This is a genomic window from Streptomyces sp. NPDC058664, from assembly GCF_042716635.1.
Lineage (GTDB): Bacteria > Actinomycetota > Actinomycetes > Streptomycetales > Streptomycetaceae > Streptomyces.
In genome coordinates this window covers 1-12,492 of the sequence record NZ_JBHXRW010000014.1, presented here as the reverse complement: position 1 = coordinate 12,492, position 12,492 = coordinate 1, and the positions used below count along the sequence as shown (strand labels likewise).

At 72.8% G+C, this 12,492-nt stretch carries 11 protein-coding genes; 9 read left to right on the top strand and 2 right to left on the bottom strand.

Annotated elements, in window-relative coordinates:
• Positions 1 to 225 precede the first annotated feature (225 nt).
• From ACFWUY_RS13840 to ACFWUY_RS13830, 3 genes are all read left to right on the top strand, one after another.
• Entirely contained in the window at positions 226 to 2,364 is a 2,139-nt protein-coding gene (locus ACFWUY_RS13840; RefSeq protein ID WP_384106909.1) for a PBS lyase, read from the top strand.
• 328 nt (positions 2,365 to 2,692) lie between these two features.
• On the top strand, positions 2,693 to 4,072 hold the full coding sequence (locus ACFWUY_RS13835; protein ID WP_384106905.1) for an FtsW/RodA/SpoVE family cell cycle protein: 1,380 nt from the start codon (positions 2,693 to 2,695) through the stop codon (positions 4,070 to 4,072).
• 61 nt (positions 4,073 to 4,133) lie between these two features.
• Entirely contained in the window at positions 4,134 to 5,612 is a 1,479-nt protein-coding gene (locus ACFWUY_RS13830; RefSeq protein WP_384106901.1) for a penicillin-binding transpeptidase domain-containing protein, read from the top strand.
• A 113-nt stretch (positions 5,613 to 5,725) separates the two neighbouring features.
• Here ACFWUY_RS13830 and ACFWUY_RS13825 read toward each other — a convergent pair whose 3' ends face one another.
• Positions 5,726 to 6,835 (bottom strand): ferritin-like domain-containing protein, encoded by a 1,110-nt coding sequence (locus ACFWUY_RS13825; RefSeq protein ID WP_384106896.1) that lies wholly within the window; start codon positions 6,833 to 6,835, stop codon positions 5,726 to 5,728.
• Between the two features lie 249 nt (positions 6,836 to 7,084).
• Here ACFWUY_RS13825 and ACFWUY_RS13820 point away from each other — a divergent pair, with 249 nt between their 5' ends.
• From ACFWUY_RS13820 to ACFWUY_RS13805, 4 genes are all read left to right on the top strand, one after another.
• Positions 7,085 to 8,020 (top strand): diiron oxygenase, encoded by a 936-nt coding sequence (locus tag ACFWUY_RS13820; RefSeq protein WP_384106892.1) that lies wholly within the window; start codon positions 7,085 to 7,087, stop codon positions 8,018 to 8,020.
• A gap of 73 nt (positions 8,021 to 8,093) precedes the next feature.
• Positions 8,094 to 8,816, top strand: coding sequence for a TetR/AcrR family transcriptional regulator (locus ACFWUY_RS13815; RefSeq protein ID WP_384106888.1), 723 nt, complete (start codon positions 8,094 to 8,096; stop codon positions 8,814 to 8,816).
• 25 nt (positions 8,817 to 8,841) lie between these two features.
• Complete coding sequence (locus ACFWUY_RS13810; protein WP_384106886.1) at positions 8,842 to 9,150, top strand: hypothetical protein; 309 nt, start codon at positions 8,842 to 8,844, stop codon at positions 9,148 to 9,150.
• A gap of 74 nt (positions 9,151 to 9,224) precedes the next feature.
• A complete protein-coding gene (locus tag ACFWUY_RS13805; RefSeq protein WP_384106884.1) occupies positions 9,225 to 10,718 on the top strand; it encodes an NlpC/P60 family protein in 1,494 nt (497 codons plus the stop codon).
• A gap of 92 nt (positions 10,719 to 10,810) precedes the next feature.
• Here ACFWUY_RS13805 and ACFWUY_RS13800 read toward each other — a convergent pair whose 3' ends face one another.
• On the bottom strand, positions 10,811 to 11,338 hold the full coding sequence (locus ACFWUY_RS13800; RefSeq protein WP_384106882.1) for a DUF6584 family protein: 528 nt from the start codon (positions 11,336 to 11,338) through the stop codon (positions 10,811 to 10,813).
• Between the two features lie 229 nt (positions 11,339 to 11,567).
• Here ACFWUY_RS13800 and ACFWUY_RS13795 point away from each other — a divergent pair, with 229 nt between their 5' ends.
• Both ACFWUY_RS13795 and ACFWUY_RS13790 read left to right on the top strand, forming a co-directional pair.
• Positions 11,568 to 12,239, top strand: a complete 672-nt coding sequence (locus ACFWUY_RS13795) for a DUF4097 family beta strand repeat-containing protein (RefSeq protein WP_384106880.1) — start codon at positions 11,568 to 11,570, stop codon at positions 12,237 to 12,239.
• A 62-nt stretch (positions 12,240 to 12,301) separates the two neighbouring features.
• On the top strand, positions 12,302 to 12,492 hold a 191-nt coding region (locus ACFWUY_RS13790), incomplete at its 3' end, for an ATP-binding cassette domain-containing protein (protein ID WP_384106878.1).

Genomic DNA, 12,492 nt, shown 5'->3' with positions numbered 1-12,492 from the left:
GGCCGGAGGGCCGAGCGGCCCCGGCGCGCCGACCGAGTCCTCGCATGGGCGTGGGACCCGGGTCGGACACGTAGCGCAACTGACCTGCTCCTTACCGTACATGGCGCAAAGAAGTCGCAAGTTGCCCTACCTGTAGGCCTGCTGGCGCCTGCAAGGCCTTGCTTTCCTTCCCGTGGTGCACACTTGCTGCCTGGTACAGCGCTCACGGGGAAGGCGGCCTGGCACATGCTGACGGGGATCGAGGAGGTCGACTGGGCCTCACTGGGGCACGCGTACGGCCCCGCGGACGACGTGCCGGAGCTCCTCCGCGGACTCGCCTCCGCCGATCCCGCGGAGCGCGAGACCGCCCTCGACGCCATGTACGGCGCCGTGCACCACCAGGGCGACGTCTACGACTCCACGCTCGCCTGCATCCCCTTCCTCCTCGAACTCGTCGCCGACCCCGGCGTCCAGGACCGGGGCTCCCTCGTCGAGCTGCTCACCAGCATCGGCGGGATCGAGCTCGACGACGACGACGAGCTCGACGAACTCGACCAGGACGACGAGGAGTTCATCCCCGCCGCCAACTACGCGATGGCCGCGGCCGCCATCGCCGCCGGCTCCGACGTCTTCCTCGGGCTCGTCTCCGACCCGGACCCCGAGGTCCGCCTCGCCGCGCCCTGCGCGCTCGCCTCGCTCCACCCCGAGCCCGCCCTCGTGCTCACCCTGCTGCGCGAGCGGCTCACCGTCGAACGGGACACCGAGGTGCGGCTCGCCCTCGTCGCCGCCGTCGGCCGGATCGCCCTGCGGCACGCCTCGCTGCGCGCCGAGACCGTCGACTGGCTCGGCTGGCTCGCCCGCGCCGCCCACGACCCCGGGCTCCGTCTCGCGGCGCTCGCCCAGCGGGCGCGCTGCGCCCCCGGCGACATCCCGGACGACATCGTGCCGTGGGTGACGGGGCTCCTGGAGGAGATCAGGGTGACCGCCCACAGATCGGCCGCCCCCGGTGCCGACGGTCCCCGCCACGCCCCGCCGACCCTCATCGGGCAGGTCCGCGAGCTCCTGGAGGAACACGCCGCCGGACGCCCCGCCCCCTGGACGGAGGAACTGCTCCGGACCCTGCACGCGGCGCTCGACGACCGGGTCGACGACCGCGTCGCGCTGATCCTCGCGCAGTTGCGCAGCCCCGACTGGGGGCAGCGTTCGGACGCGATCTGGCTGTGCGGCGGGTTGATACGCGTCTGGCGCGGGCGGTACGAGGAGGTCGTCCGGCTCGTCGGCGCGCAGCTCCAGGACCCCGAGCCACGGCTCCGGGAGGCCGCCACCTCGTTCCTCGAGCGGCTCTTCGAACTGGGCGCGCCCGCCGCCGACGCGCTCGTCGCCCGCCTCACCGACGACCCGTACGGACCCGGGCACGGCCGTGACGGCAACGGTGGCGGCGGTGGCGGTGGCTGTCCGAGCGGCTTCGTCGGACGGTCCTGGCGGGACGGCGCGCTCCTCGCGCTGGCCCGCGCCGGGGACATCCGGGCCGTCCCGCTGCTCGCCCGAGCCCTCGAGGAGGGCGAGGTGCGGCGGGACCTGCTGTACGCCATGGACGGGCTCGGGCCCTCGGCTGCGATGCTCGCGCCGCCGCTGCGGCGCCGGCTCGCCGCGGTCGAGCTCGACGAGCGGCTCTACGACCGGGCCACGCCCCTGCTGTACGCCCTCGCGGCCGTACGCGGCGGCCAGGCCGTACCGGAAGTCCTGCGGGTCCTGCGCGGGGCGCCGCCGAACCGGCGCGACTGGGTCCGGGAGGCCGCCCTGCGGACCCTGGCGGCCTTCGGCCCCGCCGCCCGGGAGGCCGTACCGGACATCCAGGAGCTCCTGCACGCCGAGTCCGCCGCGGTCGCCACGACCGCGGCACGTGCCCTGTGGGCGGCCGAGGGCGATCCGGAGGAGGCCCTGGCGGCCCTGGAGCGGTGGCTGCGGCCGGGCGCCTCGGGCGCCGACCGGTGTTCCGCCGCACAGGCCCTCGGCGAGATCGGCCCGGCCGCGGTCTCGGCGGCCCCCGCCCTCCTGCCCGGTCTGACCTCCCGGGACCTGTGGGTACGGGTCCGCAGCGCCGCGGCCCTGTGGCGGGTGTCCGGGGACGCGGCGACGGCCCTGCCCGTACTGCTCGCGGCCTGGGAGGAGAACCGGCACGCGCGCGTGGACGTCGCCGAGTGCCTGGCGGAGATGGGTCCGGCGGCGTCGCAGGCACAGCCGGCGATCCTCACGGAGCTGACCCGGCGGCGGCGGCACAACGCCCGCGAGGGCGCCTCGGGCAGCCATGACGTCCATCTCGACGAGAAGCTGCTGATCCTGTGCCAGGCCGCGTTGGCCCGGATGGAGCAGGGGGCGTTCTAGGGGGCGCGGCGGGGTGGTGCGGGTGTGCCCTTGGCGGGTGCCTGCCGGTGGGTCAGCCTCTGCCCGGTGGGTCCGCGTGGGGGCCGTTCCGGGGGTCGCATTCGGGACTGCATGATTTACGGCGCCTGCGGTCCTTGTGAGGTGCGGGGCTCTGATGCGCCACACATCACGCTTTACGTCCCGAAGACGACCCCCTCCACGTCCCCCGCTCCTGCCCGTCGGTCGACCTCGCCCTGTGGACCCTCCGGACGGCACGCCGGAGGACTGACCGCACGGCACACCGTCACACAAAAGGGACATAGGGCATACCGCTTGCTACGTTGCGGCCATGACCGCACCGCGAACGGACGCACCCCCGCCCGGGGTACGCGTCCCGAAGCGCCGCGGCGTGGAACTCTCCCTCCTCGTCTGCGCCGTCCTCATCTCCGTCTACGGCTACGCCGAGGTCGGCCTCGCCCGCAGCGGCGCCGTGCCGCCGGACGCCGCCCGCTACGGGGCCGGGCTCGGCCTGCTCGCGCTCGTCGCCCACCTCGCGGTCCGGTTCCGCGCCCCGTACGCCGATCCGCTGCTGCTGCCGATCGCCGTGCTGCTCAACGGGCTCGGGCTCGTCCTGATCTACCGGCTCGACCTGGAGACGCCGCGCGAACAGGCGGCCGCGACGCAGCTGGTCTGGTCGACGCTCGGGGTCGCGCTCTTCATCGTGGTCGTCCTGCTGCTCCGCGACCATCGGGTGCTCCAGGGGTACGCGTACGTGTCGGTGGCCGCCGCGCTCGCCCTGATGATCCTGCCGATCTTCTTCCCCGCCGTGAACGGCGCCAAGATCTGGATCCGGCTCGGCGGTCTCTCCTTCCAGCCGGGCGAGTTCGCCAAGATCCTGCTCGCGGTCTTCTTCGCCGCGTACCTCGCCGCCAACCGCAACGCGCTCGCGTACACCGGCCGCCGGATCTGGAAGTTCCAGTTCCCGGCCGGGCGGGTCCTCGGGCCCATCGTGGCGATCTGGCTGCTGAGCGTCGGCGTGCTCGTCCTGGAACGGGACCTGGGTACGTCGCTGCTCTTCTTCGGGCTCTTCGTGATCATGCTGTACGTGGCGACCGGCCGGATCGGCTGGATCGCCGTCGGTCTCGTGCTCGCCTCCGCCGGCGCCTTCCTGGTCGGCTCCCTCGAACCGCACGTGCACAGCAGGGTGCAGGACTGGCTCGATCCCTTCGCCTCGATCCGCGCGGGCGAGGGGCCGGGGCAGCTCGCCCAGTCGCTGTTCTCGTTCGCCGCAGGGGGCATGCTCGGCAGCGGGCTCGGGCTCGGACATTCCGTTCTCATCGGCTTCGCCACCAAGTCCGACTTCATCCTGGCCACGGCGGGCGAGGAGCTGGGGCTCGTCGGCCTGACCGCGCTCTTCCTCCTGTACGCGCTGCTCGTCGCCCGTGGATACCGCGCCGGCCTGTCGCTGCGCGACCCCTTCGGGCGGCTCCTCGCCATCGGGCTCGCGTCGATCGTGGCGCTCCAGGTCTTCGTGATCGCGGGCGGGGTGATGGGACTCATCCCGCTGACCGGCATGGCCATGCCGTTCCTCGCCCAGGGAGGTTCGTCGGTGGTCACCAACTGGATGATCGTGGCGCTGCTCATCCGCGTGAGCGACTCGGCGCGCGCCCCGCAGCCGGACTCCGCCGACACCGGGACGCTCGCCCCGGTGAAGGAGGGCGCCGCGTGAGCCGGTCGGGCGGGGTGGGACAGCGCCGTGCGAGTCGGTCGTGCCGGACGGGAGGCGCCTCGTGATCCGGTACGCCCGGCGGGCCGCCGCGCTCTGTCTCGTGCTTCTCGCCGCGCTCCTCGTCAACTCCGCCCGCGTGATGATCTTCGAGGCCGAATCGCTCGACGACAACCCGGCCAACCGGCGGATCGCGATCGACCGGTACGCGCAGCCCCGCGGCGAGATCGTCGTCGACGGCAAGCCGGTGACCGGCTCCCGGGACAGCGGACAGCAGCTGCGCTGGGAACGGACCTACCGTCAAGGGCCCTTGTACGCCCCGCTGACCGGGTACTCCTCGCAGACGTACGGCACCACCCTCGTCGAGCACGCCGAGGACGCGGTCCTCGGCGGCACCGAACCGATGCTGGCGCCGCTGCCGCTCTGGAACGACCTCACGCGCGGCCGGCAGCCCGGCGGTGACGTCGTGACGACGATCCGCTCCTCGATGCAGGAGGCCGCCTACCGGGGTCTCGGCGGGAAGCGCGGCGCGGTCGTGGCGGTCGAACCGTCCAGCGGTCGCGTCCTGGCGCTCGTCAGCTCGCCCTCGTACGACCCGGGCGTCCTCTCCGGTACGGGCCGGGGCGTCAAGGACGCCTGGAAGCGGCTGAACACCTCGCCGAACCAGCCCATGCTGAACCGGGCGCTGCGGCAGACGTACCCGCCGGGCTCCACGTTCAAGATCGTGACGGCCGCGGCGGCCCTCGACGCCGGTGTCGTACGGGACGTGGACGCGCCGACGGACACCCCGGACCCCTTCGTCCTGCCCGGCACCCGGCAAGTGCTGCCGAACGAGGCGCGGGGGTGCGCGGACGCGTCCCTGGCGTACGCGATCCAGTGGTCCTGCAACACCGTGATGGCCGGGCTCGGGGTGGAGGTCGGCCTGACCGGGATGGTCGAGGCGGTGGAGCGGTTCGGCTTCAACGACACGGGGCTCCGGGTGCCGTCCTGGGTGGCGAAGTCCAATTTCGACCGGGAGATGAGCCCGGACCAGCTGGCGCTCTCGTCGATCGGGCAGTTCGACACGACGGCGACCCCGCTCCAGATGGCCATGGTGGCGGCGGCGGTCGCCAACAACGGGGAGATCGCCCACCCGTACGTCGTCGACCGCACGACGACCTCGGGCGGCACGACGGTCGACCGCACCGGCCGCCGCGGCTACCGGCAGGCGATGAACCCCTCGACGGCGATGCAGCTCCAGCGGCTGATGGTGAAGGCGGTCGAGGAGGGTACGGGGGCGAACGCGGCGATCCCCGGGGCCAAGGTCGGCGGCAAGACGGGCACCGCCCAGCACGGCTTCGGCAACACGGGGACCCCGTACGCCTGGTTCATCGCCTGGGCACAGGCCCGGGACGCGGCCCAGCCGGCCGTCGCCGTGGCGGTGGTCGTCGAGGACGCGGAGGCGGCCCGTACGGACATCAGCGGGGGCGGCAGCGCGGCGCCGATCGCCCGGGCGGTGATGGAGGAGGCGCTCCGGTTGGAGGCGGAGAGGCGGAATCCGTAGCCTGGATCTTGGATCCAATATCCCGATCCGATATCCCTGATCCGAATATTGGATCCAATATTCGGATCAGGGATATCGGAGATTGGATCCAGTCTCCTGGATCCAATCTCCGGTCACGACGCCGCTTCCCCCTCCGCGACGGCCTCGGCCACCTCCGCGATCCGCTCCCGCTCCTCCGCCGCGAACCGCTCGCGGTCCAACGCCTCCGCGATCTCCTCGTCCTGGGTCATCAGCAGGTCGAGGTTGGAGTCGCCGAGGTCGAAGACGCCCATGTCGAGATAGGCCTTCTGGAGGCGTTCGCCCCAGAGTCCGATGTCCTTGACACAGGGCACGATCCGGCTGAAGAGGAGTTTCCGGAAGAGGTGCAGGAACTCGCTCTGCTCGCTGAGCTCCTCCGCCTCCTTCCTCGGGATGCCGAAGTTCTCCAGGACCTCGACGCCGCGCAGCCGGTCCCGCATGAGGTGGCAGCCCTCGATGACGAACTCCTCGCGCTCCCGGAGTTCGGCGTCCGTCAGCTGCCGGTAGTAGTCGCGCAGGGCCATCCGGCCGAAGGCCACGTGCCGCGCCTCGTCCTGCATCACGTACGCGAGGATCTGCTTGGGCAGCGGCTTGTCGGTGGTGTCGCGGATCATGCCGAAGGCGGCGAGGGCGAGCCCTTCGATGAGGACCTGCATGCCGAGGTAGGGCATGTCCCAGCGGGAGTCCCGCAGGGTGTCGTCGAGGAGGCCCCTGAGGTTGTCGTTGATCGGGTAGAGCATGCCGATCTTGTCGTGGAGGAAGCGGCCGTAGATCTCGGCGTGCCGGGCCTCGTCCATGGTCTGGGTCGCCGAGTAGAACTTGGCGTCCAGGTCGGGGACGGACTCGACGATCCGGGCGGCGCAGATCATGGCGCCCTGCTCGCCGTGGAGGAACTGGCTGAACTGCCAGGAGGCGTAGTGCCGGCGCAGGTCGCCCTTGTCCTTCTCGGTCATCTTCGCCCAGTGGCGGGTGCCGTGGAGGGTGAGGACCTCGTCGGGGGTGCCGAGCGGGTCGTACGGGTCGACCTCCAGGCCCCAGTCGATCCTGGTGGCGCCGTCCCACTGCTTGTCCTTGCCCTTCTGGTAGAGGGCGAGGAGGCGCTCGCGGCCGTCCTCGTACTCCCAGGAGAACCGGGCGGCGCCGGTGGCCGGGACCTGCCAGGTGGGGGTGGCGGGGGCCGTGGTGTAGAGGTCGCGCGTCGACACTGACGCCTCCTTCGGGGGGATCGGGCCGTTCCCGGGGTGCGTTGCGGTGGTGCGAGTGCGGTGGTCCGGTGGTGCAAGTCCGGTCGTGCGGTCGTGCGGTCCTGCGAGAGGCCTTCGGTCAGGCTCACACGGTGGTAGACGGATCGTCAACAAGTCGCACCCAAAGGGATTGACGTTGTTGCTGACGGGCAGTCTCATACGGAGTGACCACCGGTAACGCGACGGCGAGCGCAGCGAGGTGTCTCCACCATGCCCCCCTTCACCGAGCCCGACTTCAGCCTCCTCCGGGACGCCCTGGGGCCGTTGCGCGACCGAGAGCAGGTCGCCGAGCGCCTCCTGGAGTCCTCCCGCAGGCACTCCTACGACCCGGACGCCGAGCTCGACTGGGACGCGCCGTTCGAGGACGGCAAGTGGTTCTGGCCGCCCGAGCTGGTCTCCCTCTACGACACCCCGCTGTGGCGCCGGATGTCCGAGGAGCAGCGGATCGACCTCTCCCGGCACGAGGCGGCCTCGCTCGCCTCCCTCGGCATCTGGTTCGAGATCATCCTGATGCAGCTGCTCGTCCGGCACATCTACGACAAGTCGCTGACCAGCCATCACGTACGGTACGCGCTCACGGAGATCGCGGACGAGTGCCGGCACTCGATGATGTTCGCCCGGTTGATCCGGCAGGGCGGCACCCCCGCGTACCCGGTGCCGAGGATCTACCACAACCTCGCCCGGATCCTGAAGACCGTCTCCACCACCCCGGGCTCCTTCGCCTCCACCCTGCTCGGCGAGGAGATCCTCGACTGGATGCAGCGGCTGACGTTCCCGGACGAGCGGGTGCAGACCCTCGTCCGCGGAGTGACCCGCATCCATGTGGTCGAGGAGGCCCGCCATGTGCGGTACGCCCGCGAGGAGCTGCGGCGCCAGATGGTGACCGCCCCGCGCTGGGAGCAGGAGTTCACCCGGCTCAGCTGTGGCGAGGCGGCCCGGGTCTTCTCCACCTGCTTCGTCAACCCCCGGGTGTACGAGGCCGTGGGCCTGGACCGGCGCGAGGCCGTCGCCCAGGTGAGGGCGAGCGGACACCGGCGTGAGGTCATGCGGTCCGGCGCCCTGCGGCTCACGGACTTCCTCGACGACATCGGCGTACTGCGCGGGCCGGGACGCCGGCTCTGGAAGTCCTCGGGGCTGCTCGCCTGAGGTGCGCGGCTCGGGCGCTCCGTCCGGGGCTCCCGCCGCCTGGCCCGGGTGGCGCGCGGCTACGCTGCGGAGCATGACGAGTGCCGCCACTCCCGCGTACCGCAGGCTCAGTGTCGAGGAGCGGCGCGGGCAGCTGCTCGACGCGACCCAGGAGCTCTTCGCCCACCGGCCGCCCGAGGACGTCTCGCTCGACGACGTCGCCGAGGCGGCCGGCGTCTCGCGGCCCCTCGTCTACCGCTACTTCCCCGGCGGCAAGCAGCAGCTGTACGAGGCGGCCCTGCGCTCCTCCGCCGACGCCCTGAACCGGTGCTTCGCCGAACCGCCGGACGGGCCGCCCACGGAGCGGCTCGGCCGGGTGCTCGACCGCTATCTGGCCTTCGTCGACGGGCACGACGCCGGGTTCAGCGCCCTGCTGCGGGGCGGCAGCGTCGCCGAGACCTCCCGGACCACCGCGATCGTCGACGAGGTGCGGCGGGCCGCCGCCGAGCAGATCCTCGTCCACCTGGGGGTGGAGCACCCGGGGCCCCGGCTCGGCATGCTGGTGAGGACGTGGATCGCCGCCGTGGAGGCCGCCTCGCTGATCTGGCTCGACGAGGACAAGCGGCCTCCGGCCCGGGAGCTGCGGGACTGGCTCGTCGACCATCTCGTCGCCCTGCTCGCGGCGACCGCGGCGAGCGACGAGGAGACGGCACGGGTCGTCGGGCGTCTCCTCGCCCAGGAGACGCCCGAGGGGCCGGTGGCGCGGCTGGCCCGGCGGGTGATCCCGGTGGTGGGTGAGGCGGCCCACCTGCTGTGAGCCGGCGGCGGGGGAGACTGGAGGGGTGAGAAGCGAGAACACCCCCTTCCGTGACGGTCCCCTCGACGGCCGGGTCCTGCCGATCCTGCTCGGCCCGACCGGCCACCCGCCGAAGTGGTACGAGGTCCCGGTCCCGGCCCACGACGGACGTCCGCCGACCGTGTACGCGTACCGGCGCGAGCCCGCGGGCCACACGAAGCGGCTCGGGCTCCAGCGCGGCTGGGTCTACCAGTACGTGCCCGGGGGCCGCGAGCGGCGGGAGCTGAAGTGGCCGTGGTCGAAGCCGGGCGGCGGTGCGGCCCCGCCCGCGAAGGACGCTGAGCCGAACGGGTGAGGCCGCCGGACGCGCCCCGATTCGTGCGGTAATCAGATGAAGTGACACGCCATCATCCCCGTGGAGGTGGTGACGTGTCACGAAGGCTGCTCCGCACGGTCTGCACGGGGGCGCTGGCCGCGGCGACGGCGTTCACCGGGGTGGCGGTCCCGGCGGGTGCCACCGCGCCCGACCCGCCGGCCGACCCCGCCGTGGAGGCCCCGATCGCCTGGGCCGACCCGGCGGCGGAGCCGGTGGAACCCGTCGACCCGGAGGCGGGGGGTTCCACGGCGGCCACGCGGGAGGACCCGCCCGAGCCGGAGAACCCGAGCAGGCCGGCGGGCCCGGGCGAGCCGGCAGGCCCGAGTGCCGTGACCGGCCCGGCGGACCCGGCCGATCCCGAGGCCCCGGCCGGCGCGGCGGACCCCACCGACCCCGGTGGCCCGGCAGGCGACGCCGAGGACCCCGTCGTCCCCGGAGCCCCCGAGGCCGCCCGTGACCCCGGAGCGTCCCCGGCGGCCGTGGCCCCCGACCCCCTCGACGACGGCGCCGCCCTCCCTCCCCCGGGCGGCGACTCCGTCACCGCCCTGCTCACCCGGTTGCGCACGCTCTACCAGCAGGCCGAGGAGGCCACCGAGCGGTACAACGCGGCCGAGGAGGCACTCAAGCTCCAGACCGCCGACACCAAGAAGGTCACCGCCCGGCTCACCGCCGCCCGGACCGCCCTGGCACAGGGTCGCGCCGCGGCCGGGCGGATCGCCCGCGACCAGTACCGGGGCCGGTCCGAGCTCTCCTCCTACCTGCGGCTGCTCTTCGCCCCGGACTCCCGTTCGGCCATGGACCAGGGGCAGCTGATGGCCCGGGCCGCACGCGACCGCGCCACGGCCGTCCCGCGGCTCGAGAAAGCCGAACGGCAGGCGGACGCGCTGGCGAGCGCCTCCCGCAAGGCACTCGACCGGCAGCAGACCCTCGCCGCCGCGCAGCGCACCCGGCGCGACGAGGTGCGGGCCCGGCTCGCGGAGGTCGAGAAGCTGCTCGCCACGCTCTCGCCCGGGCAGCTGGCCCGGCTGACCGAACTGGAGCGCGTCCAGACGGCGGGCGCGCAGCGCGAACTGCTCGACTCCGGCGTCCTGGACGGCCGCCGCACCCCGACCCGGGCGGGCGCGGAAGCACTGCGGTTCGCGGTGGGCCAGATCGGCAAGCCGTACGAGTGGGGTGCGGAGGGCCCGGAGACGTACGACTGCTCGGGGCTCACCCAGCAGGCGTGGGCGGCGGCGGGCCGGAAGGTTCCGCGTACCAGCCAGGAGCAGTGGGCGACGCTGCCCCGGGTGCCGCTTTCGGAGCTGCGCCCCGGGGACCTGGTGGTCTACTTCCCCGGCGCCACGCACGTGGCGGTCTACCTCGGCGGGGGTCTGGTGGTGCAGGCACCGCGTCCGGGCGGGAAGGTGAAGGTCTCCCCGATCGCGGCGAACCCGCTGCTCGGGGCCGTACGCCCCGACCCGGACGGGGAGGTCCTGGCCTCGTACACCCCGCCGGAGCTTCCCGCGGGGGCCCGGGACGGCGAGGACACGGGGTACGACCGCGGCTGAACCCGGCGGAGCGGAGCCGGCGGGGTTCAGCGGAGCCCAGCGGAACTCGGCGGAGGCGGAACTCGGCGGAGTCCGACGGAACTCGGCGGGGCTCAGTCGAAGAGGGCGATGACGCCGATCACCCAGACCGTCAGGAAGGCGACGACCCCGACCAGGCAGCCGGCGCCCAGCAGCACACCGCCGACCGTCCACGGTTCGGAGGGCGCCTCGTGCTCCTCGTCCGGGTCGTCCTCGTAGGTGGCGGGGTCGTCCCAGTCGACCGGGTGCCCGAGTTCCTCGGCACAGGCCGTCCTCACCGCCACGAGCCGCCCCTCCGCGAAGGCGGTGCCGGCCAGCGCCTCGGGGCCGCGCCAGGCGAGGGCCTTCATCCGCCGCCCGGGAGACCCGTACCGCTCCTCGAAGGCGGCGGTCTCGTCGGCGCTCCGGTCCTCTTCGAGGTACATCCAGCGTCCCGCCTCCGCGGCGTCGCCGTAGAGCCGGTACACCCCGGCCAGGCGGCGGCGGAGGGTGAGGTCGTGCGGGAAGGACGAGACGAGGTCGCGCAGGCGCTGACGCGCCATCGGCACACGACCGGCGGCCAGGTCCGCGTCCACGCGGGCCAGGGTGTTCGACAAGGGCATGCCCACATCATCGGGCGCCGGAGGCGGTCACTTCGCGAGGCATAGCGTTCACTCTCATTTCATTGCAACGTCCGCACACCTGACGTTGCATTACCCCTCAGGGGCGTTGCAACGAAATCCTTGCCCTGACCTGCATTTATGGCATTCCTACGCAACAAGCCTGTTGCTGAGTTTATGAACGCAACGTAGCGTTTCATTCATCAGAAACAGCGAGCCGAAGGAAAAGGCCATGCAGAAGTTCGACACCACCGCCCCGATCGCCGCCGTCCTCGACGTCCCCGCCGGACACATCCGGTTCATCGCCGCCGACCGCACCGACACCACCGTCGAGGTCCTCCCCGCGGACGCCTCGAAGAGCCGCGACGTGAAGGCGGCCGAGCGGGTCACGGTCGAGTACGCCGACGGTGTCCTGCGGATCGCGGCGGCGGAGGCGAAGAACCGGATCCTCGGCAACTCCGGGTCCGTCGAGATCACCGTCCAGCTGCCCGCCGGCTCCCGCGTCGAGGCGAAGACGGCCAGCGCCGAACTCCGGGGCGTCGGGCGCCTCGGCGACGTCACCTTCGAGAGCGCGCAGGGCACCGTCAAGCTCGACGAGACCGACAGCGCCCATCTCGCCCTCGCCGCCGGAGACATCACCGTCGGCCGGCTGGGCGGCCCCGCGCGGATCAGCACCCTCAAGGGCGACCTCACCATCACCGAGGCGGTACGCGGCACGGTCACCCTGCGCACCGAGGCGGGCGGGATCCAGGTCGGCGCCGCCCGCGGGGTCTCCGCCTCCCTGGACGCCGGCACCTCCTACGGCCGGGTGCACAACTCCCTCCGGAACACGGAGGGCGCCGCCGCTCCGCTCGACATCCACGCCACCACCGCCTACGGCGACATCACCGCCCGCAGCCTCTGACCCGCACCGCACGGCGCCCCACCCGCACGGCATCCGACCCGCAAGCCAAGGAGCACCCACCCATGTCCGACCCGGCCATCGCGGCACACGGGCTGCGCAAGTCCTACGGCGACAAGACCGTCCTCGACGGCCTCGACCTGACCGTCCCCGAAGGAACCGTCTTCGCCCTGCTCGGTCCGAACGGCGCCGGCAAGACCACCGCCGTCAAGATCCTCTCCACCCTCATCACCCCCGACGCCGGCCAGGCCCACAT